The sequence below is a fragment of the Janthinobacterium sp. 1_2014MBL_MicDiv genome, from assembly GCF_001865675.1.
Lineage (GTDB): Bacteria > Pseudomonadota > Gammaproteobacteria > Burkholderiales > Burkholderiaceae_D > Janthinobacterium.
In genome coordinates this window covers 5,239,230-5,262,593 of record NZ_CP011319.1, presented here as the reverse complement: position 1 = coordinate 5,262,593, position 23,364 = coordinate 5,239,230, and the positions used below count along the sequence as shown (strand labels likewise).

The following is a 23,364-nucleotide window of genomic DNA, read 5'->3' as shown; positions in this document are numbered from 1 at the left end:
GTTTTTACGAAGTAATACTTCCATTATCTTCTATTTTTAAATAGTTCATACGTCCCTATACTACGTTCCATTGAATTTGCATAAAGGGGAACTATCGATGAAACATTTCAGAGTGTCATTTCTAGTGACATTTATCTGCCTGGGTATTTCCGCCTGGTGGGGTTACACGCACGGCGGCGTGCAGACCATGCTGGCGGCGCTCGGTATCGCGGTGATCCTGGGCGTGATGGAAGTCTCGCTGTCGTTCGACAACGCGGTGGTCAACGCCTCGGTGCTGAAGAATTGGGACAAGTTCTGGCAAGGACTGTTCCTGGGCGTCGGCATCATCATCGCCGTCTTCGGCATGCGTCTGGTGTTCCCGCTGGTCATCGTGGCGCAAGCGGCCGACCTGGGGCTGATGGAAGTATGGAATCTGGCACTGAGCAATCCTGAACAGTATTCGATGCACCTGACGAATCACCATGCGGAAGTGGCGGCCTTCGGCGGCATCTTCCTGCTGCTGGTGTTCCTGAACTTCCTGCTGGACGCGGAGAAGGAAACGCACTGGCTGGGCCGTATTGAAGAGAAACTGGGCGCGCTGGGCAAGATCTCGTCGATTTCCGTGATGGTGGCCCTGGGCACCCTGATGGCCAGCCTGAGCATGATCGAAGAAGGCCAGAAACTGGTGGTCTTGACGGCCGGCCTGTGGGGTATTTTGACCTACGTGGGCGTCGATGTGGTCAGCGGCTTGCTGGAAGGCGATAACGGCGACGGCAACGTGGGCGACATCGTCAAGCGCGGCGGTATTGGCGGCTTCCTGTACCTGGAAGTGCTCGATGCCTCGTTCAGCTTTGACGGCGTGATCGGCGCGTTCGCCATCACCAAGGATGTCGTGATCATCATGCTGGGCCTGGCCATCGGCGCGATGTTCGTGCGCTCGATGACGGTGTTCCTGGTGCGCAAGGGCACGCTCGATGAGTTCGTTTATCTGGAGCACGGCGCGCACTATGCGATCGGTATCCTGGCCGTGATCATGTTGGTCAGCATGAAGTTCCACATTCCCGAGATCTTCACGGGTCTGATCGGGGTGGCCTTCATTCTCGCCTCGCTGTGGTCGTCGATCCGCTACAAGCGCCGCATGGCCTTGCTGGAAGGCGAGGACGACAAGCAGCCTGCGCTCGAAGCGAAGGCAGTGTAAGGAATACGCGGCAAACGCCACACCCGTTTGCCAGCGTGATGCAGCAAGCGCCGCCTTTGGTCCGGGGAGTCGGGCCGGAGGGGGCGCCAGGTGTTAGCAAGTAGTGAGCAATTATTCGCTGGACTTTTATTTCACATAGGAGAAATACATCATGGCAATCAGTCTGCAAAAAGGCGGCAACGTCAACCTGAGCAAGGAAGCTCCCGGCATTTCGAAGATGATCATCGGCCTGGGCTGGGATGCCCGCGCCACCGACGGCGCCGCGTTCGACATCGACGGTTCCGTCTTCCTGTTGAAGGCCGACGGCAAGGTACGCGCCGACGTCGACATGATTTTCTACAACAACCTGAAATCGAGCGACGGTTCCGTCACCCACTCGGGCGACAACACCACGGGCGCCGGCGATGGCGACGATGAAACCGTCGTCGTCGACCTGGCCACGGTGCCAGCCGAGATCGACAAGATCGCCGTCTGCGTGACGATTCACGATGCCGAAGCGCGCAAGCAAAACTTTGGTATGGTATCGAAGGCGTATGTGCGTTGCGTCAATGCCAACGGCAACACGGAAATCGCCCGCTTCGACCTGTCGGAAGACGGTTCCGCGGAAACGGCCATGGTCTTCGGTGAAATCTACCGCAACGGCGCCGATTGGAAATTCAAGGCCATCGGCCAGGGCTACAAGGGCGGCCTGGGCCCCCTGGCAGCCTCGTTCGGCGTCGGCGTGTAAGGTCGCCACACCAAACCTGCTGCGCGGTGCGCCTTGCGGCCGGCGATGCGCGCTGTACTCAACTACAGCGCTGCTTCTCAGCCACAAATCACATCCGCTTGCCATGGTTTTGTGCGGCACCATGATTTTGTAGTCACAGCGGCCCGCTCAGTGGGCCGCCCCATCATTATCTCGTTGAGGAAGGAATAGATATGCCAGTTTTCAATATTACCGGGGACGTCGATCCCTTCCTGCATGTGTCGCTTGCCAAGGGCGAGAAGATTTATTGCGAATCCGACGCGATGGTGATGATGGAAACCAATCTTGAGCTGAAAGGCAAGATGACTGGCGGCATCGGCGCCGCGCTGATGCGCACCTTTGCCAACGGCGAATCGTTCTTTCAGCAGCATATCGAGGCTTTGCGCGGCGATGGCGACTGTTTGCTGTCGCCCACCTTGCCCGGCGCGATGCGGGTGCTCGAGGTGGGCGCCCAACAATACATGATCAGCGACGGCGCCTTCGTGGCGGCCAGTGCTGGCGTGGAATTGAAGGTGCGTACGCAAAGCCTTGGCAATGCGCTGTTTGCCCAGAGCGGTGGATTTTTCATCACCGAGACGGCAGGCAGCGGCCAGTTGGCGGTCTCCGGTTTTGGCGCGATGTCGGAACTGGAAGTGACGCCTGGCAAGGACGTGGTGATCGATAACTCGCACGTCGTGTGCTGGGACAACCGCCTGCAATACGAGATTTCCATGACGACCGGCAGCAGCGGCGGCTTTCTGGGTAACCTGATCAACAGCCAGACCAGCGGCGAGGGCATGGTATTGAAGTTTTCAGGCACGGGAAAAATCCTCGTGTGCTCGCGCAACCGCGCGGCCTTCCTCGCCTGGACCCAAAGCAAGCCGGCGTAATCAAGCAGTAACTAACCCAACAGGAGCTATGCGTATGTCTGTCAATTTGAGCAAGGGCCAGAAGATTTCTCTGGACAAAGAAGCTGGTACCACCCTGACCCGTATCACCATGGGCCTGGGCTGGGATGCGGCCAAGACCAAGGGTTTCCTCGGTTTCGGTTCGAAGACGGAAGCCGTCGACCTGGACGCCTCGTGCGTCATGTTCGATGAAAACAAGAGCACGTCCGACATCGTCTGGTTCCGCCAGCTGAAAAGCAAGGACGGCAGCATCGTCCACACGGGCGACAACCGCACGGGCGCGGGCGATGGCGACGACGAACAGATCAATGTCGATCTGTCGAAAGTGCCGGCGAACGTGAAAAGCCTGGTCTTCACCGTCAACAGCTTTACGGGCCAGAACTTCTCGCAGGTGGAAAACGCCTATTGCCGCATCTTGAATGCCAGCAATAACCAGGAAGTCGCGCGTTTCAACCTGTCTGTGCAAGGTTCCCACACGGCACAGATCATGGCCAAGCTGTACCGCCATAACGGCGAATGGAAGATGCACGCCATCGGAGAAAACGGCAACGGTCGCACGTTTGACGACCTGATGCCCCAGATTTCCGTGCATCTATAAGGAGCAGTACGCAGCGGGCGGGGGACGGACCGGATACCGGCCCTTGTCCGCTGCTCTTTATTGAAGGAGAGTATGTCGTGATGCGATTGCTGATAGCCCTGCTACTGCCGTGTCTCACGTTTTTCATGCTGGGGCGCCCGCTGGCCGGCGTCGCCGCCTTGATCTTGCAGTGCACTGTGATCGGCTGGGTGCCGGCGGCCCTGTGGGCCCTGTACACGGTCAACCAGCATAAAACGGAGCAGGAACTGGAGGGTGCGTTAAGCCGCAGCTACATGCGCAGGCGTAGTCGGTTGATCTAGGTCAACCGGGCGCCGGGTATCCTTGCGCTAAAGCCCGCACGAGCGATCGTGCGGGCTTTTTCTTATGCGGCGCACTGCGCCGCTTGCTCCCTTATTGGGAGGGATCGTTGCTATCCACCAGGTCCACCACCTTGCCGTCTTCCCTCACGGTGTTGCCGTCGAACACGATTGTCGAGTGTCCGCCCATCATGGGCAGCGTCAGCGTGACCTTGCCGCCGTCTTGCGTGTACGTGCCCTGGGGCGAGCAGGTGCCGAATTCCGGCGTGGCCCGCACGCCGGAACGGTCGGCGATCAGGAAGTAGAACAGGGTTTCGCAGCTGTTGCCACGGCCGCCGCTGCTGGCCATCAGGATGTATTCGCGCTGGTCGGGCAGCTTGAACACGCGTACGGGTTTTTGCCAGTGCGCATCATCACCGCTGAACAGCAGCTGCTCATTGAGGGCGACGCCGTTCTGACCATTCTGCAGTTCCACCTTCGACAGCGTGCCGGCCACGGTATCCAGTGGCATTGGCAGCGCATCCGCATTGCTGTCCAGGGAGCCGCTTTCCGTGCGGGCCGCAGGCAGCGCCGCCGTCGTCATGCTGCTTGCCTGGCTATCGTTGGTGCCGGCAAGAATGGCCGCCATTTCCGCGTTCAGCTGGTCGTCCCCGGCACTGTGGCTGCGGCTCTCGTACATCGCGGCGCCGACGCCGATCAGCAGACCGATGACGCAGCTGGCAAGCAGGATGCCCACGCCCCACTGCGACCACTTTTTCTGTACGCGGTTGAAATGGTCGACGCTTTGCCATTGCCCGTTTTTCCAGGCCATTTCGCGGCCCTTGATGCCCAGCCAGATGGCCACGCCGAGGCCGACATAGGGAATCAGCGCCAGCAGGCCGATCCAGGTGCGATTGCCCACGGCCCAGATCCAGTTCAGCAGGAACGCGCCCCAGCTCCAGCCCTTGATGCCATCTGGCAAGGTGTCCGCGATGGCGGGCGATGCCGCCGCAGGCTGGACAGCGCCGGCAGGGAAGGCGACACCGCAGCCGGTGCAGAACTGCGCGTTATCGTCATTGCTCTTTGTACCGCATGCACTACAAAACATGTTGATCCTTTTGATGGTGGAATGGCTGTTCACAACCGGAGGAGGCAGGCTACGGCTGCAGCATGCCGATCAATGCCAGAAACGAAATCGATGAAAGCACCACGGCGGCAATTGCCATTTTCTTTCCGGCAATGTATTTTTTGATGCTGACGGCGCCGAAGACCATGCCAGCCAGCGAAAAGAGAAATAGTCCCCACATCGTTTCTTCATCCATGGCCTCATCGCTGAACAGCGCGAGGACGCAGATTATTCCCGACACCAGCGCCACGATCGCCATCCAGACCGGGCCTTCGCCTTGCGCCGGCGCCTGCCGGCGCTGCACCCCGCCACAGTGCGGACAGGTAGGGGCCGATTCGTGTAGTGGTTTTCCACAGCAACTGCAAAAGATCATTGTTTTCCCGTCATGAATTCCTGGCCTTGCAGTGCAAGCCAAAGTGGACTGAGACGCTGGCAGCGCCATGCCGATGGCGTGGACGAGCGGCGCTCAGTTGAATGAGCAAGGAAATATTTCCAAGGGGAAACATGATAACAAAGAAACTTGTGTGAAATATATCGAATACTCACAACGGGGCGAAAGGAGCCTCTGCAACAGGGGACGTTCCTGCTGCATGCCGATTGATTGGGTGCGGTGCGGGCAATTGCCGCTTATTTCTTGCAGCGGATGGGCACGTTGACGGAGTTGCCATCCGAACTCAGGTTGCGGTATTGCAAATCTTCGCTTTCGATGGCGAAGCGGGGCACGGCGTGCACGTAGCGCTGCTTGCAGATGGTGTCGTCATTGATCAGCTGACTCGCCAGCATGTAGTCGCACAGGGCGAAGCGCGATTCCTCGTCGTCGAGGATCAGCACGCGCGCCGCGCTGTACAGGGCCGATTGCAAGACGTCCGGGCTGCAATTTTCCGGCCCCGTCAGCTTCAGATGGGTTTTCGTCTGCGTGGCCAGGCGCTGCAGCTTGACGAGGGCGGCGCGTTCGTCCTTGCGCGCACGATCGACTTGCGCATCGCCGCTGGACAGGCGCAGCGCCAGCGAAGCGATCTGGTCGATGGAGATATGCCAGGCAAAGCCTTCGAGCCGCGTGCGGAACTGGCCCGGCAGCGGATCGGCCGCATCGACTTCGCAGCGGAACTGGCCCAGGTGCGGACGGCACAGCACGGGAATGGCAAAGGCCGAGGTGCGCTTGCCTTTCACGAATTTCTGGCTCAGGTCGCCGAAGCTCTCGTGCGTGATGGTATCGAAGCGGGCTTGCCCAAAGCCCATCTTGACGAGGTTTTCCTTGCGCTGGCGCGAAAACAGGGCGTCGACGGCGTCGTAGATATTCTTGTTGAAGATGCGGTCCAGCGGCTGGCGCTCGTCCGACATCTTTTCGAATACGGCGCTGGAATTGGGTGCGTTGGCGTCGATGGAAATGAGGATGAAGGGCTTGCTGTTCAGGCGTGGCGGCACGAAGGCCATGTCGTTGCCGTACAGCTGGGTCAGAGCCACGTCCCACAGGGTTTCCACGCCCAGGTTGTCGGCCGCGCCGCCATCGAACAGATGCACATACGACGGCGACTCGCGCGATTCGGAACCGAGTTCCGGCACGAAACTGTTTTTCGGCCGGAAACGCTCGAACGTGACGGAGTCGAACACGCCGGGAAAGGCGGCCGAGGTGGCCACGGCCGTGGCCAGGCGGATATCCTTGATCGGCGAGTGCAGGGTGTTGTAAAAATATTCATAGGAAAACACCACGCGCTTGCCGCCATCGGTGGCGTCCGTCGCGTTGGCCAGGAAGATGGGGCCGTCGTGCGGCAAGTCCTCATAGGTTTTCTTGTCGTACAGCACATCATCGAGCACGTCGGACAGGAAGGAGGTACGGGTCTTGTTGGTCAACAACATCGTCGTCAGGTTGGCCGGTTTCAGGATGGTCTGGCCGAAGAAATCCGTTTTCAGTTTGCTGCGCAGCAAAGGCCAGTCCGTCTGCCGGCCATGCAGGGCGTAGTAGCCGCCCGCGATGGCGCCGCCCGAGACGCCGGAGATGGCCGAGGCGCCGCTGACGAGGCCGAACTGTTCCAGCTGCTCCAGCGAGGCGGCCGAGAAGTTCGCCGCGCGGCTGCCGCCACCGGACAGGGCGATGCCGATGAAATGGTCGCTGGGCAGGGGATTCTGGATGCGCGCCTTGGGCGCATCGATGCGCAGGCGCGGGGTTTCCTGCACGGTAAACGTGCGGTTCTCGACGCCGCTGTTGGGGCGCAGGGCAAGCACCGTGCAGCCGCTCAGCGGCGCAACGAGGCAGAATAGGGCAAACAGGCGTGGCTTCATGCGTGATCTGTGCGTAGTCAGGTTTGGGGATACGGACGGAAACGTGTGCGATTCTAGCAAACCCGGCAACGATCACCTATTCAGCTGGTAGCCGAGCATGGCGGCGCTGCACAGCGCGTGCGTGAGCATGGGCGCCAGCAGCGCGCCGCTGCGCTCGTAGGCATGGCCTGCGCACAGGCCCAGAACGAAGACGGGCAGCATGGCGGCGGGCGGATGCACGATGGCAGACAGCGCCGCCGCGATGACGATCGCCTGCCAGGCCGGCAGCGAACGGCGCAAGCCGCCCTGCAGCAGGCCGCGGAAGATGAATTCCTCGCACAGCGCTGCGGCCAGCACGCCCACGGCCAGCAGCCAGATTCCGTTTTCGTTGAGATGCATCAATGGCGATGATGCCGGCGGCAACAGCGCCGCGTAGCCGATACCGAAGGCGGAGGCGGCCAAGGCGCCTGTGCCTCCCCGGCGCCACGGTTGGCGGCCCCGTCCGATGCGCGGCACGCCCGTCGTCCTGCGGCGCCAGTAGACGAGGCGCGCCAGTCCATACGTGAGCGTGCCGGCCGCGCCGAAGGCGATGGCGGCCTGCGCCAGTGGCATCGCATCCGTACCTTCGAGCAGGAGCAAGGCCAGTGTCTGCAGGGTAAAAAACAGCATGGCGGCGATCAGGCCGTCCGCCGCCGATACCGTGGCCGGCGGCGAGGCGCCGGGGTCGAGCAGGTAAGGCACGGCAGCGCGCGCCTTTTGCCACAGGGCCACGGACAGCGCCGCCGTGAGCACGACGAACGCCAGCTGCTGCGCCAGGCTGCCGGCGGCCAGCGCGGCGATATACAGGCTGGTCAGCAGCAGATACAAATACATATGGGCAGGCCGCACCTTGGCCGCCGCCTCGGTAGCCAGCGGGTCGCTGGCAAACACGCCCAGCGCCACGGCGATCATCGCATACAAGGGAATGCCGGCCAGCGCCAGCAGCATCAGGCCCATCGTCTGCCATTCCCAGGCGGGCAGCCAGGCCAGCGCCGCGCCGAACAGGGCCAGCGGATACAGCAGGGCCAGCACGGCCCACAGCTGGGCCTTTTGCCGCAGCGCCTGCTCGACGGGCACGGGAAACGTGTACAGCAGCCACAGTGCGCCGCCTTCCTTGTTCAGGGTCTGGAAGGCCGACATCATCAGGACATAGCTACCGAGGAAAAAGCCGGTGGAAGCCAGCAGGGCGGGGCTGGCCAGCAGCGCCTGCACGTCGCGCGCCTGGCCCGTGAACAGGGCCTGGCCGCCGAGGATCAGCAGCGGCATCAGCAAGGTTTGCACGAGGAAATTGCGGTCGCGCCCGAGCAGGGTCAGCTCGCGCCGCTGGATCACCGTGCCCAGGCGTGGGAAGCGCCGGCGTGCCGGCCGCGCCGCCGGCGCGCGCTTGCGCACGCCCTCGCGCTGGCCCGCGCCCACGACGCCGTGGCGCAGCTGGCGGCGCAGCATGGCCATGCCGAGCAGCATCAACAGCGCCGCTTGCGCCAGCAGCAGGGAGGCCGGCAGCAAGGCGGCCGCTACGCCATCGGCATTGAGCACGCGCACCAGCAGGCCCGGCGGCGTCCAGCCGCTCCAGGCGGGCATGGCCGCTGCCCAGCCATAGGCGAAGCCGCCCATGCCCATGCCGAAGGACATGCCCATGTACATGGGAAACAGGCCGGCCAGCGACAGCAGCGCCTGCAGGTTGCCCAGCTGGGATGGCGTCAGCGACAGGCGCAAGCCCGTGTCGACCAGGGTGCGCAGCATGGCTGCCAGGGCCAGCAGGAGCAGGCTGGCGAGCAGGCCGGACACAGGGGCGAACCAGTCCTGGCCCGAATACCAGGCGAGTATGGTGGTGCTGGGCCACAGGGCCAGCAAGCCGGCCGGATTGACGACCGTGCGTTCGAGTACGCGCGCCCACAGCACGGTGCTTTTTTCGACGGGCAGGGTGATAAGCCATTCCAGGTCGCAGTCCGGTTTCGACAGCTCCCCCATACCCAGCGGCAACAGTACGCTGACCAGCCACAGCAGCGCCAACTGCAGGGTCAGGCCGCCGACCAGCGCCGCGCTGAACGGTTGTCCCATCAGCTGGGCGATGACGGGATCGAGCAGGTGCTTGCCCGTGTGCAGGCTGCCGCGTGCCTGGCAGGCCGCCACCTGGTCCAGCAGGCAATGCATGTTCAGTATGCTGTGGTGCGCGATGCTGGCGAAAGCGAACAGCATGGGCAGGAGCAGCAGCGCGCCCGGCAGCCAGCGTGCCCGCTTCTTGCCCGGCGTGGTGGGGCGGCTCTTGCTGCTCTTCTTCCACGCCAAACCCTTGCCGCTGATGTTGAGCAGGCGCTGCAGGCGCAAGCGGGTCAGCAGCCAGACGGCGCGCCAGCGTGGGGGCGGCAGCGGCGTCACGCGGAGTCCGCTTCGTCGGTGAGTTGCAAAAAGATGTCTTCCAGGCTGCCAGCGCTGGACAGCTGCTGGCGGATATCGTCGAGGCTGCCCGTGGCCGCCAGCGCGCCGCGGTGGATGATGGCGACGCGGCTGCACAGCCTTTGCGCCATGTCCAGCAAATGCGTGGAAACAAAGATGGTGGTGCCGGCCGCGGCGGCGCGCAGCAGCCGTTCCTGCACGTCGCGCGCGGCGCGCGGGTCGAGGCCGTTGATCGGCTCATCGAGGATCAGCACGGACGGATCATGGATCAGCGCGCACGCCAGCCCCAGTTTCTTTTTCATGCCCAGCGAGTAATTGACGGCAAAGTCCTCGGCCGCTTCGTCCAGGCCGAACTCCGTCAGCAGCCGCGCCGCGCGGGCGGCCGCTTCGGCGCGCGGGTAGCCATGCATTTCGGCCACGAATTGCAGGATTTCGCGGCCCCGCAAATAGTCATAAAAGATGGGGTGGTCGGGCAGGTAGCCGACCTTGCGCTTGACGGCGGCGCCGTCGCGGTGGCAATCGAGACCATCGATCAGCACGCGGCCGCCGCTGGGCACGAGGATGCCCATCAGCATGCGGATGGTGGTGGTCTTGCCAGCCCCGTTCGGTCCCAGGAAGCCGAAGACCTCTCCCTTGCCGACTTGCAGGGTGAGCGGCTTGACGGCCTCGAAACTGCCGTAGCATTTGGCCAAACCTTCGAAGGCGATCATCCTGCATCCCGAAAAATAGATAGGTGCAGGATGATAGCCTGATATTTGACGCCGCTTCTACCCGGACGCGTTCCTAATGGCGCAGCATGACGCCGGTGGCGATGCAGGCCACGATCGCCAGGCTCATGGCGAGGCTGTAGGCGGCCATCAGGAGCGCCCAGCGGCAGACGGTAGCGAGCTTGCCGCCCCCATACACACGCCACATGGCCCACGGCAGATAGGCAAGCAGCCACACGCCCAGCGCGAGGCGGATCAGGTCGACGGGAATCAGGGTCATCAGCGCCATCGTGATGAAGGCGAAGGCATTCGTATGCAGGGCGAACAGGAAATGCTCGCCATAGCGCCGCCCGCTGCCCAGGTAGAGGATTTTCAGGAACAGGGCGAACAGCGGCATCAGGCAAAACATGGCGTACGGCGCGTAATGGAAAAAGCTGTCCGCCACGAGCTTTTGTTTCTCGGCCGTGGAAAGTTGCACAAAGTCTTGCCACTGGTGCGGCAGGGTGGGGGTCTGGCCCAGGATGCTGAGCTGCATTTGCGCAGGCCCGTTTGCCTTGGCCGGGTGGGGGCCGTGGGCGCTGACCCGGACCTGTTCGTCGTGGACGGTGAGGAGCATGTCGCCGCTGCCGAACTTGAGGATGGCAAAGAACAGGATGCTGAAGGTCAGGTACACGCGCAGCGGCTCGACGTAGCGCACGCGGCGTCCCGCGATGTATTCATTGCTCAGTGCACCGGGACGCAGCAGCAGCAGGGCCAGGGTGCGCCAGAGCTTGCCTTCGAGCGCTACATAGTGCGCGACAAATTCATGCAGGAATTCACGTGCGCTGGGCATGTGCACGGCGGTGGTCTGGCCGCAGGCGCTGCAGAAATTGCCTGGCGCGTCGGTATTGCAGTTATGGCAGGTGCTGGCACTGGATGACACTGTTTTCAAGATGGACTCTTTCTATATCCGAAAGGTAATCATGCTGGCGGAGCCGGCTGGCTCAGCCAGGCTCGCGCAAGGGCGCGGCAGCGTGGCGGCGCGCGTACGCAGCATATGATGGATGAAAACAATGATAAAAGGCCATCTTTTTTCTCTTTGGTTGCTTCAGAGATACAAAATTCTGGCGTTGGCCGGAGCGTCCCTGTTGCGTGCCGCCTGATGGCGCCGTTCAGCGGCCGCCGAATGCGGCCAGCAGGCGACGCTCGCCTTCGGGCGCGAGGCGCAGGGCGCGGCTGTCGAGTTCGCGTTCGGCCCAGCGCTGGCGCAAGGCCAGCTGCAGGATGGCCGCCCCCAGCGCGCCGCCCAGGTGGGCGCGCCGTTCGCTCCAGTCCAGGCAGGCACAGGCGAAGCGGCGGCGCTGGCGCTGCAATTGCGGCACGTCGATGCCCAGCGCCGCCATGCCGGCCGCACCCGCTGCCGACAGCTGGTAATCGTCGCCATCGGCCAGCAGCCAGCCTTGCGCATGCAGCTGGTCGTGCACGGCGACGGCCACCGTGCCGGCCATGTGGTCGTAGCAGGTGCGCGCGTGGCGCAGGCGGTCCGGCGTGGTGGGGGAAAACGGCTGGCGCGGCACGCCGGCCACCACCAGCAGCGCTTCGAGCGCCTGGCCCACGTCGGCGCTGGCCAGGCGGAAATAGCGGTGCTTGCCTTGCGCCACCATGCTCAGCAAGCCGTCCTCGCGCAGGCGCGACAAATGCGCGCTGGCCGTCGAGGCGCCCACGTCGGCCAGCGCGGCCAGTTCCGTGGCCGTGCGCGCATGGCCATCGAGCAGGCTGCACAGCATGCGCGCGCGGGCCGGCTCGGCGATGGCGCCGGCCAGTTGCGCCAGGCCCATGTCGGCCGTGGGAGCTCGATGGCTGTCATCCATGATTCGTTCTCCGGCGAAGTGTTGTGGTGAAGGAGCCAGCATACTCGCCTCCTTTCACCACTGCAATGGAAGCCGCATGCCCCTCGCCGATCCCGCCCACCCGCTCGCCGCCGTCACCCACGCGGCGCCCTATGACTACTATCGCCGCCTGGCGGCAGGTCCGCCGCTGCGTTTCGAGGCGTCGCTCGATTGCTGGCTGGCGACGGGCGCGGCCGGCGTGTGCGCCGTGCTCGAGCATCCGGCTTGCCGCGTGCGGCCGCCCGGACTGGCCGTGCCCTTGAACCTGGCGGGCACGCCGTGCGGCGCGCTCTTTGCGGAACTGGTGCGCATGAACGACGGCGAGCGGCATGCCGTGCCGAAGCAGGTGCTGGCGCGCGCGCTGGGCCAGGTGGAGCTGGCGCGCCTGCAGGCGCGGACATTGCGGATGGGCGGCGAGCGCGTGCCCGCCAGTGCCGCGCAGCTGAACGAGGCATTGTTCGAACTGCCGCTGTTTGCCATGGCCGATGTGCTGGGCTTTGCGCCAGCGCAATGGCCGGCGCTGGCCGCCTGGACGCGCGATTTCGTTGCCTGTCTGTCGCCGCTGAGCAATGCAGAAGAACTTGCCGGCGCGCAGGAAGCGGCCGGCGCCTTGCTGCACGCTTTTGGCTGCTTGCTGCGCGAGGCCGATGCCTTGCCCGGCAGTTTGCTGGGCAGCATCGTGGCACAGGCGCAAGCGCTGGGCTGGCATGCCACGGGCGGCCTGCAGGCCAACCTGGCGGGCTTGCTGTCGCAAACCTGCGAAGCGACGGCCGGCCTGCTTGGCAATGCCATCGTGGCCTTGCGCACGCAGCCCGGGCTGTACGGGCAACTGCGCGCCACACCGCAGCTGTGGCCGGCCATGCTGGGCGAGGTCAGCCGGCACGATCCCGCGATCCACAACACGCGCCGCTATACGGCGGAAGACGTGGACATCGGCGGCGTGCGGGTGGCCGCCGGCCAGACGGTCATCGTCGTGCTGGCCAGCGCCTGCCACGATGCGAGCGTGCAGGCGGAGCCTGGCGCGCTGCAGCGAGCGGTGGCGCTGACGCCAGGCTTTGGCCATGGACGCCACGCCTGTCCGGGCCAGTCCATCGCGCACGCCATCGCCGCCGCTTGCATGCAGGCATGGGCCGATGGGCTGGAAGACATGCCGCTGGCGTGGACGTACCGGCCGTCGCTGAATGCCCGCATCCCTGTTTTTAGCGCAGGAGCAGCATCATGATCGCCGTGATCTTTGAAGTCTGGCCCAGTGCCGAAGGCCGCCAGGCATACCTGGACCTGGCGGCCGCGCTGCGGCCCTTGCTCGACAAGGTCGATGGCTTCATTTCCATCGAACGCTTCGGCAGCCTGAGCGAACCGGGAAAATTGCTGTCGCTGTCGTTTTTCCGCGACGAGGCGGCGCTGGCGCAGTGGCGCCAGCTCGAGGCGCACCGCGTGGCGCAGTCGGCCGGGCGGCATGGCGTGTTTGACGATTACCGCTTGCGCATCGCCACGGTGGTGCGCGATTACGGCATGCTTGAGCGGCAACAGGCGCCAGCCGACAGCCAGCGGCGCCATGGCGCCAGCGTTTAGCGCGGCAACGCGCCTTGCGTGATCTTGACCTTGACCCGGTAGGTGGGCTCGGCCGCATTCAGGGCCGGCGGCGTGGCCGGGTCGACGTCGAGCAGGGTGAACGTCAGGTGGTTGACGGTGACGGAACTGGCGCCGCCCGGCATGGAATCGGACAGGACGACATCCGTCGCGCCTGCACTGTTGAGCAAACTGAAACTGTAGCTGACGTAACCTTTCCACACGCATACGGCGCCCTTGCGGCAGCGGCTGTCGTTGACGCGCTCGAGTTTCAGCGTATCGGTGGCCGTGATGGCAACCTGTTCGCCCGGCGACAGCACGTGGGTGACGCTGCGCGGCGTGTTTTCCGCGTCGCCGGCGCTGCCTGCCGCGCCGCAGCCGGCCAGCACGGCCAGGCAGGCGATGAAGATGGGGAATAACAGGCGACGACAGGAGTGATGAAGGTAAGACATATTTTTCCTTTCAGATAGTGCGTCCCCGGCATGGCGTGCACGCGAGAGATGAAAATGATAATAACAAAATGATATTTTCCCGGCGCGCGCTTGGCGTGCTGCGGGTGAATTGATGCGTCGGCCACGCGGCGCACCGATTACTGCGTAGAATGGCTGTTTTGAAAATCAGGAAACAACCATGAAAAAAACCGACCTGGCCAAAAGCGATGCCAAGAAACTGATGGGAAAGATGAATGTTCCCGGCGCCGGTGCATTCGGTAAGGAAGCGGTGGTCGTCGACCGCCGCGAGCAGCGCAAGCGCGACCAGGCCCTGGGCCTGGTGCCGTTCGCCGTCAAGCTGAACAGCGATCTGGTGTTGCAATTGCAGACCCTGGCCAAGGAACGCGGCGCGGATCTGAATGAATTGGTCGCCGAAACCCTGGTCAAGGGTTTGGCTGCAGCTTAACTGCTGACAATGTTTATCTGTTGATAAACATCAAACTACAAAACTAAAAGGCGCCTTGCGGCGCCTTTTTACTGCGGCCTTGCCCTGCTATTACACGTAGGCGGCCAGGGCGCCCTTCATTTTTTTCAGCGCCGCCACTTCGATCTGGCGGATGCGCTCGGCCGATACGCCGAACTCTTCCGCCAGCGCGTGCAGGGTGGCGCCGGAACCGTCGTCGTTGGCCAGCCAGCGCGCTTCGATGATGCGGCGCGAACGGGCGTCCAGCTTGCCCAGGGCCGTTTCCAGGCCTTCCGATTGCAAACGCGTCACCTGTTCCGCTTCCAGCACCTTGGTCGGCTCGCTTTGCTCCGACGACAGGTAGGCGATCGGCGAAAACTTGTCGTCTTCATCGTCGGTCGGCGATTCCAGCGCAATGTCGCGGCCGCTCAAACGCGTTTCCATCTCGATCACTTCTTCGCGCTTCACGTCGAGCAGCTTGGCCAGCGCATCGATCTGCTTCGGCGTCATCGCGTCCAGGCCCGTCTTGTGGCTGCGCAGGTTGAAGAACAGCTTGCGCTGTGCCTTCGTCGTCGCGACCTTGACCAGGCGCCAGTTTTTCAGGATGTACTCATGCATCTCGGCTTTCACCCAGTGCATGGCGTACGACACCAGGCGCACGCCCTGGTCCGGATCGAAACGTTTCACGGCTTTCATCAAGCCGATATTGCCTTCCTGAATCAGGTCGGCATGCGGCAAGCCATAGCCCAGGTAGCCGCGGGCAATCGAGACCACCAGGCGCAGGTGCGACAGCACCAGCTCTTGCGCGGCGGCCAGGTCATTTTTTTCGCGCAGGCGTTTCGCCAGCGAAATTTCTTCGTCGTGGGTCAACATGGGCAGGCGGTTCACGGCCGAGATATAGGCGTCGATATTGCCCAGATTGCCAGTGAACCCGAGGCCCAGCGCATTATTTTTGGTCGGAACCAATGCGGACGTTGCGGACATCATAGTCATGTTTTCTCCCTCGTAGTCTTGCTTTGTTCCAGTTGGCCACGTCACGCGACATGGCCCTGCTTGTCTTGTTTTTACGTATTCGGTCTTGCACTTCGCCTGTCGCGGCACCATCTACATCTGGTGCTCATGGCGGTCTTGCTTGGGTATGTCCCTATATTAGCACTCTCTGCCTGAGAGTGCCAATCAGCACATTTAATCGCTCTGATAGCCTAAAAGCTATGACGATTTAATACTTGATGAATTATCTAAAACACCACGCCAGTACGCCTGGCGGGGCAAGGTGCGGCGCTGCGCGCTCACTCCTTTACGACACATGCATAGTCTACGGCCGCAAGCTGAAGCGAGCCTTAAGAATACTTGCTAAATATCAAGATGACCACAGTATGGGGCGAATAGCAAAAAAACAAGAGGGGGAGACGCATGGCGACGCCAGGGGCGCCGCCATGGAAGGGCAGGTCAGTTCAGGCGCGCCAGGTGGCGCTGCACGCAGAGGAAGGCGCCGATCAGGCCGAGGCCGGCACTGAGGGCCAGCAAGCCGGCCATCGGCAGCGGCGCCAGCGGCACCAGCTGGAATTCGGACGCGTACAGGCGGGCAAATTCGGCAATCGCCGTATTCAGCGGCTGCAGGGCCAGCGCCACGGCACCCAGGGCGAGGGCGCCCGCGCACAGGCCCAGCAGGGCGCCCGTGTAATAGAAGGGGCGGTGGATGAAGGTGTCCGTCGCGCCGATCAGCTTTGAGATGCTGATTTCATCGCGTTGCTGCATCACTTGCAGGCGGATGGTATTGAAGACCACGGCGATGACGGCCACGCCCAGGGTGATGGCCAGCAGCAGCAGCACCAGGCGCAGCACGCCCAGCAGGGCCGCCAGGCGCTTGACCCAGGCCGAATCGACTTGCGCCGATTCCACGCCTGGCAGGTGGCGCAACTGTTCCGCCACGGCATCGACATCCTGCGCTTCGCTGGCGCTGCTGAACGCGTCGAGCTTCAGCACATAGCTGTCGGGCAGGGGATTGTCGCCCAGGGTGCTCAGCACGTCGGCCAGGCCGCTCTTGTTTTTCAGCGAATCGAGCGCCTGTTCGCGCGCAATGAAGACGATCTTGGCCTTCTGGTTGCGCACGATCTTGCGCATTTCGCCCGCCAGGGCCACGGCCTGCTCGCGCGGCGTGTCGATTTTCAGGAAGACGCTGATTTCCGGGTCGACCGACATCTGTTCCGACATGGGGCGCACATTGTCGAGCATGGTCAAGCCGGCGAACGGCAGCGACAGGGCGATGGCGACGACGAGCACGTTCAATAAAAAGCCGCCCGGCGACTTGCGCAAGTGAATCAGCGCCGAACCGAGCGCGAAACGGTGTTGACGGAACCAGCCTCTCATGCGCGTTCTCCTTCGCCGTCATCGGCGCCCGGCGCGGGCGTGGGCGAAAAGTCGGGGTCGGGCGGGGCAAACACGGGCGCCTGCGTGGCCTTGTCGATGGCCACCAGCTGGCCATTTTTCAGGTGGATCACGCGGGCGGCGGCGTCGAGCATCTGTTCGTCATGGCTGGAAATGAGGCAGGTCACGCCCACGGAATGGAACGCTTTCAGCGCGTCGAGCACCTTGTTGGCGCTGGCGCGGTCCAGGTTGGCCGTCGGTTCGTCGGCCAGGATGATTTGCGGCCGGTTGACGATGGCGCGCGCGATGGAGACGCGCTGCTGCTCGCCGCCCGACAGCGACAGCGGACGCGCGAGGGCGCGGTCGAGCAGGCCGACTTTGTCGAGCGCGGCGCGCGCGCGTTGCTCTGCGGCAGCCTTGTGGGCGCCGACGACGAGCAGCGGCAGCATGACATTGGCCAGGATGGAGCGGTCGTTGAGCAGTTTTTGCTGCTGGAAGATCAGGCCCATGTTGCGGCGCAGGAAGGGCACGCCGGCCGGCTTGATCTTCGCCATGTCCTGGCCATTGACGATCAGCTTGCCGGAAGTGGGGCGTTCCATGGCGGCGATCATTTTCAGCAGGGTGGATTTGCCGGCGCCGGACGGGCCGGCCAGAAAGACCAGCTCGCCCTTGGCAATGCTCAGCGAAATGTCGCTGAGCGCCACTGCATCGGGGGAGTATTGCTTGGAGACGTGCTGAAATTCAATCATGTATGGGCTTATCCGAGCAGCGCTTCGACAAATTCGGCAGCCACGAAGGGCTGCAAGTCTTCAATTTTCTCACCGATGCCGATGAAATACACGGGCACGGGGCGCACGCGGGCAATCGCCGCCAGCACGCCGCCCTTGGCCGTGCCATCGAGCTTGGTGATCACCAGGCCGCTCAGCTGCAGGGCGTCATCAAACGCCTTGACCTGCGTCAAGGCGTTCTGGCCCGTGTTGCCGTCGATGACGAGCAGGGTTTCATGCGGCGCGCCTTCCATGCCCTTGCCGATCACGCGCTTGATTTTCTTCAATTCTTCCATCAGGTGCAACTGCGTCGGCAGGCGTCCCGCCGTGTCGACCATCACCACGTCGATGCCGCGCGCCTTGGCCGACTGCACGGAGTCGTAGGCCACGGCGGCCGGGTCGCCCGATTCCTGCGAAATCACGGTCACGTTGTTGCGCTCGCCCCACACCATCAGCTGCTCGCGCGCGGCGGCGCGGAAGGTGTCGCCCGCGGCCAGCAGCACGGACTGGTTATTCGACTGCATGTGCTTGGCCAGCTTGCCGATGGTGGTGGTCTTGCCGGCGCCATTCACGCCGGAAATCATCATCACGAGCGGCTTGTGGCGGCCCAGCTCGAAACGCTTTTCCAGCGGTGTCAGCAGGTCGATCAGCAGCACTTTCAGCGCGGCCTTGACGGCGGCGGCGTCGAGCAGCTTGTCTTCCTTGACCTTTTTCTTCAGTTCCGTCAGCAGGAATTCCGTGGCGTCGATGCCGGCGTCGGACATCAGCAGCGCCGCTTCCAGCTCTTCGTACAGGGCGTCGTCGATCTTCGCGCCGACGAACAGCACGGACAGGGTATTCGACGTCTTCGACAGGCCCGCCTTCAGGCGCGTCATCCACGATTTTTTCTCGGGTTCGGCAGCCACGACCACGGGCACGAGCTCGGCCGGCGCGCCGCTCAGGGGCGCAGCGGCAGGGGCGGCAGGCGGCGGGACAGTGGCGGCGGGAGGGGGAGCAGGCTCGACACTGACAGGCAGGGCTTCAGGGGCGGCGGGTTTTTTCTTGAAGAAACTAAACATGGATGTGTGGTGGCGGGTGCTGACCTTGGGCCCGGCGGCGCCGGACACTGTCGATACGGGCTATTCTACCAGAGCGCGCCCGGCGCTTCATGCTTTACTGTTCGATTGGCAACATTGCGCGCGTTTCCACGGAGATCGCCGCAGTTCTCCCGTGTTCAGTGGGTTTGCAGGGCATCCGCCTGATGGCGGCGGCGCCAGTCGGCGATGCTTTCCTCCACCTGGCGCAAGTCCAGCACATGCAAAAAGGGCGGCGGGCGCTTGTGCAGCGCGGGGCTGCGTCCGCCGGCCCACACTTCCACCGTGGCCGGCAAGCCGGCCTGCAACTGGCGCAGGCTGTCGCGCGTCTGGCGTTCCTTGCTGGCGCTGGAAAACGACAAGGCGACGATATCGGCCCGCTGCGCGCGGGCGGCGGCGACGATGTCCGTCAGCGGCGTTTCCACGCCCAGCGACATGCAATGCGCGCCGGCCGCCACGCACAGGGCCTCGGCCATCAACAGCCCCAGGCCATGGCGTTCCTGCGGCAGGGTGCTGAGGACGATGCGCGGCGTGCGCAGGCTGGGATTGCTCTGTTGTGGCAGGGAAAAAATCGCGTGGCGCATCACCGTTTGCAAGGTTTCGCTATACAGATGCTCCTCGTACACGGCCAGCTCGCCGCAGGCCCACGCTTCGCCCACCATGGCCGTCAGCGGCGCGATGATGTCGACGGTGAAGGCCTTCAAGCCCAGCCTGGCCAGCGCCTGGCGCAAGGCGTCGCCCAGCTCCGTCATCTGGTGGCTGCGGCACAGCGCCAGGTAGTGCTCGAGTTGCGGTTGCGCCTGCTGGGGAGGCGCCGCACCGGCACTGGCCAGTTGCTGCAGCTGCAAGGTGCTGTGCTGCATGATCTTGCCGGGGCGAAAGCCCAAGTCCAGCAAGCGCTTCACCATGCGCAGTTTTTGCACCTGCTCGGCCGGGTAGCTGCGTTCGCCAAAGGCATCCCGTTGCGGCTGGGGAAAGGCGTAGCGGCGCTCCCAGACACGCAAGGTTTCCTTGGCCAGCCCGGTATCGCGCTCGACATCGCTGATGCTGAAGGCGGAAGGTGGTTGCAGTGCTTGCAGGTCAGTGTCCATACCAGGGGCTTGCTCGCATACCGAAAGAACGTGGTGTGCATTCTACGCCTTCCCTTGCCCCGTATAAATAGCTGAATCCGATTGGGAAAGGCTTGCGTATAAGTTCATGAAGCGCGCAAGCCATTGTTGACATAGCTCAATATTTAACTGATTATCGGTCCAGGTAGTTTTGTCCAGGACAAACTAATACGGGTGCAACCATGAAAATCGCCGTCGTCGGTGCGGGAATCGCAGGCCTGTCGTGTGCCTATCGGCTGGCGCAGGCTGGCCAGGATGTCACCCTGTATGAGGCGGGCGCCTATTTCGGCGGCCACAGCCATACAGTCGACGTCACGCTCGACGGCGCCACGCATGGCGTCGACACGGGTTTTCTCGTCTTTAACCACGCCACCTATCCGCAGCTCGTGCGGCTGTTCGACGAGCTCGGCGTGGAAGCGGCCGACAGCGACATGTCGTTTTCCGTGAAAATGCCGCTGGGAACCTCGCCCTGTGCGCGCGTGCTGGAATGGGCCGGCGCCAGCCTCGATACCGTGTTTGCCCAGCGCGGCAACCTGCTGCGTCCCGCCTTCCTGCGCATGCTGCGCGACATCGTGCGTTTCAACCGGCAAGCCAGCGCGCTGGCCACGGCCGCGCTGCCGGCGCCGGCCCTGTCGCTGGGCGAATTTCTCGACCTGCACGGTTATGGCAGCGAATTTCGCCACTGGTATCTGTTGCCGATGGCCGCCTGCATCTGGTCGTGCCCGGCGCGCCAGATGCTGGCCTTTCCGCTGGCCACCTTCATCCGTTTTTGCCACAACCACGGTTTGCTGCAAGTCAACGACCGGCCCCAGTGGCGCACGGTGCGCGGCGGCGCGCGCGTGTATGTGGAGAAATTGCTGGCCGGTATCCCGCAGCAGCGCCTCGCGTGTCCCGTGCTGGCCGTGCGCCGCCAGCCGCACGGCGGCGCCCGCATGGTCGAATTGCACACGGCCGCCGGCATCGACCATGTCGACCATGTCGTGCTCGCTTGCCACAGCGACCAGTCGCTGGCCTTGCTGGCCGACTTGCGCGACGATGAACGTGGCGTGCTTGCCGCCGTGCGCTACCAGCCGAACCGGGCCGTGCTGCACACGGACGCATCCTGCCTGCCGCGGCGCCGCAAGGCCTGGTCGGCCTGGAATTACCAGGGCCGGGCGGTGGCCGCTGGCGAGGCGCCGCAAGTGTGCGTGCACTATCTGTTGAACCAGCTGCAGCCGCTGCCGTTCACCACGCCCGTCATCGTCTCGCTCAATCCGCTCGACGAGCCCGATCCGGCCAGCGTCATCGACGCGTTTTCCTATGCCCATCCCGTGTTCGATGGCGCGGCCATCGCCGCGCAGGCGCGCCTGGCCGCTTTCCAGGGCGCGCAGCATACGTGGTTCGCGGGCGCCTGGACGGGCTACGGCTTCCATGAGGACGGCTTGAGGTCGGGCCTGGCGGTGGCCGAGGCGCTGAACGGCATGGCGGCGGCGGAGCTCGGTCGTGCCGCGTGATCCCGCCTTGCCGGCCATGTCGCAGCCGCAGCTGTGCCTGGGGCTGGTGCGCCATGCGCGGCTGCGGCCGCGCGCGCATGCGTTCAGCTACGGCATGTTTTATCTGCGCCTGCCCTTGCGCAGCATGGGCGCCCACGATTTCCCCGCCCGCCTGATCGCGCGCAACCGCGCCAATGCGCTGTCCTTCCGCGACAGCGACCATGGCGACGGCAGCACGCCGCTGCTCGAATGGATAGATGGCTTGCTGCGCCAGCATGGCGTGCTCGATGCCGATGGGGAAATCTGGCTGCAAGCCATGCCGCGCGTGTTCGGCTATGTCTTCAATCCCGTCAGTTTCTGGTTTTGCCATCGTGCCGATGGCGCGCTGCGCGCCGTGCTGTGCGACGTGCGCAATACCTTCGGCGAGCGCCACCTGTATCTGCTGGAGCAGGGCGCAGCGATCGCGTATGGCAGCGAGTTGCGCGCCAGTAAGATTTTCCACGTTTCGCCGTTTTGCAAGGTGGAAGGCCAGTATCGCTTCCGTTTCCTGCGCAGCAGCGGCAAGGATGGCGAACGCCACCTGGCGAAGGTCGATTACGACGACCTCGATGGCCCGTTGCTACAGACGAGCTTGTCCGGCACGGCGCAGCCGCTGCGCGATGCCGCCATCGCCTGGGCCTTGCTGCGCTATCCACTGATGACCTTGGGCGTGATGGCGCGCATCCATTGGCAGGCGCTGCGCCTGTGGCTGCGCCGCGTGCCTTTCTTCAGCAAACCGCTTCCCCCACAAGAAAAGGTGTCCCGATGAGCTCCGATTCCCTGCCAACCAGCCTCGATGCGCGCAGCAGCCAGCCCCTTGAGCACGTTCGCGTGCCCGCCGCCGCGCGCATGATCTTGCGCCTGCTGCAAGAATTGCAATTTGGCGCCTTGCGCCTGCGCACGCCCGATGGCAGCGTCTTGCTGTATGGCGACGGCGGCCACCCCGTCACGCTGGACTTGCATAACTGGCGCCTGTGCGCGGCCGTCCTGCGTTCGGGCGACATCGGCTTTGCCGAAACCTTCATCGCCGGCGACTGGCGCACGGACAACTTGCCGGGCCTGATCGAATTGATGGTACGCAACCGTGCGCAGATCGAGTCCCTGATCTACGGCAATTGGTGGGGCAATCTGATGTATAAGGTCCGGCATGTGCTCAACCGCAATTCCCGCGCGGGCAGCAAGAAGAATATCCATGCCCATTACGACATCGGCAATGCCTTTTATCAGTTGTGGCTGGACCCGTCGATGACGTATTCGAGCGCCCTGTTCAGCGAGGGCGCCAGCCTGCAACAGGCGCAGGCGGCGAAATACGCGCGTATCGCCGGCCAGCTGCGGCTGCAGCCGGGCCAGCGCGTACTGGAAATCGGCTGCGGCTGGGGCGGTTTTGCGGAAACGGCGGCGCGCGACCATGGCGTCCATGTGACGGGGCTGACCTTATCCACCGAACAACTCGCATACGCGCGCCAGCGCCTGCACGTCGCGGGGCTGGCGGCGCAGGCCGACCTGCAGCTGTGCGACTACCGCGACAGCCATGGACAGTACGACGCCATCGCCTCGATCGAGATGTTCGAAGCCGTGGGGCAAAGCTACTGGCCCGGCTATTTCGACTGCGTGGCGCGCAACCTGAAGCGGGGCGGACGGGCCTGCATCCAGACCATCGTCATCGCCGACGCCTTGTTCGAGCGCTACAGCAAGAGCACGGATTTCATCCAGCAGTATATTTTTCCGGGCGGCATGCTGCCTTCGCCGGCCGAGTTTTGCCGCGCCGCCGAGGCGCAGGGCTTGCGCGTGGTGGACGCCTTCAGCTTTGGCCTCGACTATGCGGAAACCTTGCGCCAGTGGCGCGCCAGCTTCCTGGCGCAGCGCGCGGCGCTGGACAGGCAGGGTTTCGATGGCCGCTTCCTGCTGACCTGGGAGTTTTACCTGGCGTACTGCGAGGCCGCCTTCGAGGCCCGCAACACGGATGTGATGCAATTTACCCTGATCAAGGACTGAC

General features: G+C 63.6%; 24 protein-coding genes. 11 read left to right on the top strand and 13 right to left on the bottom strand.

What is annotated here, in order from left to right; all coding sequences use genetic code 11:
- Positions 1-97: 97 nt before the first annotated feature.
- The 5 genes from YQ44_RS22700 (at position 98) to YQ44_RS22680 (ending at position 3,706) form a co-directional block, all read left to right on the top strand.
- A complete protein-coding gene (locus YQ44_RS22700) occupies positions 98-1,177 on the top strand; it encodes a DUF475 domain-containing protein (protein ID WP_071325319.1) in 1,080 nt (359 codons plus the stop codon).
- Positions 1,178-1,328: 151 nt separating this feature from the next.
- Complete coding sequence (locus YQ44_RS22695) at positions 1,329-1,904, top strand: TerD family protein (protein WP_071325318.1); 576 nt, start codon at positions 1,329-1,331, stop codon at positions 1,902-1,904.
- Between the two features lie 191 nt (positions 1,905-2,095).
- On the top strand, positions 2,096-2,791 hold the full coding sequence (locus YQ44_RS22690) for a TIGR00266 family protein (RefSeq protein ID WP_071325317.1): 696 nt from the start codon (positions 2,096-2,098) through the stop codon (positions 2,789-2,791).
- 34 nt (positions 2,792-2,825) lie between these two features.
- Complete coding sequence (locus YQ44_RS22685; protein ID WP_034784902.1) at positions 2,826-3,407, top strand: TerD family protein; 582 nt, start codon at positions 2,826-2,828, stop codon at positions 3,405-3,407.
- Positions 3,408-3,487: 80 nt separating this feature from the next.
- A complete protein-coding gene (locus tag YQ44_RS22680; RefSeq protein WP_071325316.1) occupies positions 3,488-3,706 on the top strand; it encodes a proteolipid membrane potential modulator in 219 nt (72 codons plus the stop codon).
- Between the two features lie 91 nt (positions 3,707-3,797).
- Here YQ44_RS22680 and YQ44_RS29160 read toward each other — a convergent pair whose 3' ends face one another.
- The 7 genes from YQ44_RS29160 to YQ44_RS22645 all read right to left on the bottom strand — a co-directional run bounded on the left by YQ44_RS29160 (position 3,798) and on the right by YQ44_RS22645 (position 12,060).
- Positions 3,798-4,790 (bottom strand): zinc ribbon domain-containing protein, encoded by a 993-nt coding sequence (locus YQ44_RS29160; RefSeq protein ID WP_156894955.1) that lies wholly within the window; start codon positions 4,788-4,790, stop codon positions 3,798-3,800.
- 49 nt (positions 4,791-4,839) lie between these two features.
- Positions 4,840-5,112 (bottom strand): hypothetical protein, encoded by a 273-nt coding sequence (locus tag YQ44_RS22670; protein WP_083412009.1) that lies wholly within the window; start codon positions 5,110-5,112, stop codon positions 4,840-4,842.
- Positions 5,113-5,435: 323 nt separating this feature from the next.
- Positions 5,436-7,088, bottom strand: a complete 1,653-nt coding sequence (locus YQ44_RS22665) for a patatin-like phospholipase family protein (protein ID WP_071325313.1) — start codon at positions 7,086-7,088, stop codon at positions 5,436-5,438.
- Positions 7,089-7,160: 72 nt separating this feature from the next.
- On the bottom strand, positions 7,161-9,485 hold the full coding sequence (locus YQ44_RS22660; RefSeq protein WP_071325312.1) for a CPBP family intramembrane glutamic endopeptidase: 2,325 nt from the start codon (positions 9,483-9,485) through the stop codon (positions 7,161-7,163).
- Positions 9,482-10,213: an ABC transporter ATP-binding protein gene (locus YQ44_RS22655; protein ID WP_071325311.1), complete on the bottom strand. Its 732-nt coding sequence runs from the start codon at positions 10,211-10,213 to the stop codon at positions 9,482-9,484. Before YQ44_RS22655 ends, YQ44_RS22660 begins: the two co-directional genes overlap by 4 nt.
- A 73-nt stretch (positions 10,214-10,286) precedes the next feature.
- Complete coding sequence (locus YQ44_RS22650; protein WP_232251322.1) at positions 10,287-11,132, bottom strand: DUF3667 domain-containing protein; 846 nt, start codon at positions 11,130-11,132, stop codon at positions 10,287-10,289.
- Positions 11,133-11,361: 229 nt separating this feature from the next.
- Positions 11,362-12,060, bottom strand: a complete 699-nt coding sequence (locus YQ44_RS22645; protein ID WP_071325309.1) for an ArsR/SmtB family transcription factor — start codon at positions 12,058-12,060, stop codon at positions 11,362-11,364.
- A gap of 76 nt (positions 12,061-12,136) precedes the next feature.
- Here YQ44_RS22645 and YQ44_RS22640 point away from each other — a divergent pair, with 76 nt between their 5' ends.
- Positions 12,137-13,300, top strand: coding sequence for a cytochrome P450 (locus YQ44_RS22640; RefSeq protein ID WP_071325308.1), 1,164 nt, complete (start codon positions 12,137-12,139; stop codon positions 13,298-13,300).
- Positions 13,297-13,650, top strand: coding sequence for an antibiotic biosynthesis monooxygenase family protein (locus YQ44_RS22635; RefSeq protein WP_071325307.1), 354 nt, complete (start codon positions 13,297-13,299; stop codon positions 13,648-13,650). Before YQ44_RS22640 ends, YQ44_RS22635 begins: the two co-directional genes overlap by 4 nt.
- Here the strand turns inward: YQ44_RS22635 and YQ44_RS22630 are convergent.
- Complete coding sequence (locus YQ44_RS22630; protein ID WP_071325306.1) at positions 13,647-14,099, bottom strand: hypothetical protein; 453 nt, start codon at positions 14,097-14,099, stop codon at positions 13,647-13,649. The two genes, YQ44_RS22635 and YQ44_RS22630, sit on opposite strands and share 4 nt — an antisense overlap.
- Before the next feature lie 178 nt (positions 14,100-14,277).
- Between YQ44_RS22630 and YQ44_RS22625 the strand changes: the two genes are divergently transcribed.
- The gene (locus tag YQ44_RS22625) at positions 14,278-14,544 is read left to right on the top strand and encodes a hypothetical protein (RefSeq protein ID WP_071325305.1); all 267 of its coding nucleotides are present in this window, start codon (positions 14,278-14,280) and stop codon (positions 14,542-14,544) included.
- Between the two features lie 90 nt (positions 14,545-14,634).
- Here YQ44_RS22625 and rpoH read toward each other — a convergent pair whose 3' ends face one another.
- The 5 genes from rpoH to YQ44_RS22600 all read right to left on the bottom strand — a co-directional run bounded on the left by rpoH (position 14,635) and on the right by YQ44_RS22600 (position 19,839).
- Positions 14,635-15,528, bottom strand: coding sequence for an RNA polymerase sigma factor RpoH (rpoH, locus tag YQ44_RS22620; RefSeq protein ID WP_071325304.1), 894 nt, complete (start codon positions 15,526-15,528; stop codon positions 14,635-14,637).
- Between the two features lie 462 nt (positions 15,529-15,990).
- Positions 15,991-16,911: a permease-like cell division protein FtsX gene (gene ftsX, locus YQ44_RS22615; protein WP_071325303.1), complete on the bottom strand. Its 921-nt coding sequence runs from the start codon at positions 16,909-16,911 to the stop codon at positions 15,991-15,993.
- Complete coding sequence (locus tag YQ44_RS22610; RefSeq protein WP_071325302.1) at positions 16,908-17,657, bottom strand: cell division ATP-binding protein FtsE; 750 nt, start codon at positions 17,655-17,657, stop codon at positions 16,908-16,910. Before YQ44_RS22610 ends, ftsX begins: the two co-directional genes overlap by 4 nt.
- Positions 17,658-17,665: 8 nt before the next feature.
- Positions 17,666-18,733, bottom strand: a complete 1,068-nt coding sequence (gene ftsY / locus YQ44_RS22605; RefSeq protein WP_071325301.1) for a signal recognition particle-docking protein FtsY — start codon at positions 18,731-18,733, stop codon at positions 17,666-17,668.
- Between the two features lie 155 nt (positions 18,734-18,888).
- Positions 18,889-19,839 (bottom strand): MerR family transcriptional regulator, encoded by a 951-nt coding sequence (locus YQ44_RS22600; RefSeq protein WP_071325300.1) that lies wholly within the window; start codon positions 19,837-19,839, stop codon positions 18,889-18,891.
- A 200-nt stretch (positions 19,840-20,039) separates the two neighbouring features.
- On the opposite strand from YQ44_RS22600, the gene YQ44_RS22595 reads away from it, so the two are divergent.
- The 3 genes from YQ44_RS22595 to YQ44_RS22585 are packed head-to-tail and all read left to right on the top strand — an operon-like array spanning position 20,040 to position 23,363.
- Positions 20,040-21,350 (top strand): NAD(P)/FAD-dependent oxidoreductase, encoded by a 1,311-nt coding sequence (locus YQ44_RS22595; RefSeq protein WP_071325299.1) that lies wholly within the window; start codon positions 20,040-20,042, stop codon positions 21,348-21,350.
- Complete coding sequence (locus tag YQ44_RS22590; RefSeq protein ID WP_232250972.1) at positions 21,340-22,137, top strand: DUF1365 domain-containing protein; 798 nt, start codon at positions 21,340-21,342, stop codon at positions 22,135-22,137. Before YQ44_RS22595 ends, YQ44_RS22590 begins: the two co-directional genes overlap by 11 nt.
- Complete coding sequence (locus YQ44_RS22585; protein ID WP_156894954.1) at positions 22,134-23,363, top strand: SAM-dependent methyltransferase; 1,230 nt, start codon at positions 22,134-22,136, stop codon at positions 23,361-23,363. The genes YQ44_RS22590 and YQ44_RS22585 overlap by 4 nt, the downstream gene beginning before the upstream one ends.
- Position 23,364 lies beyond the last annotated feature (1 nt).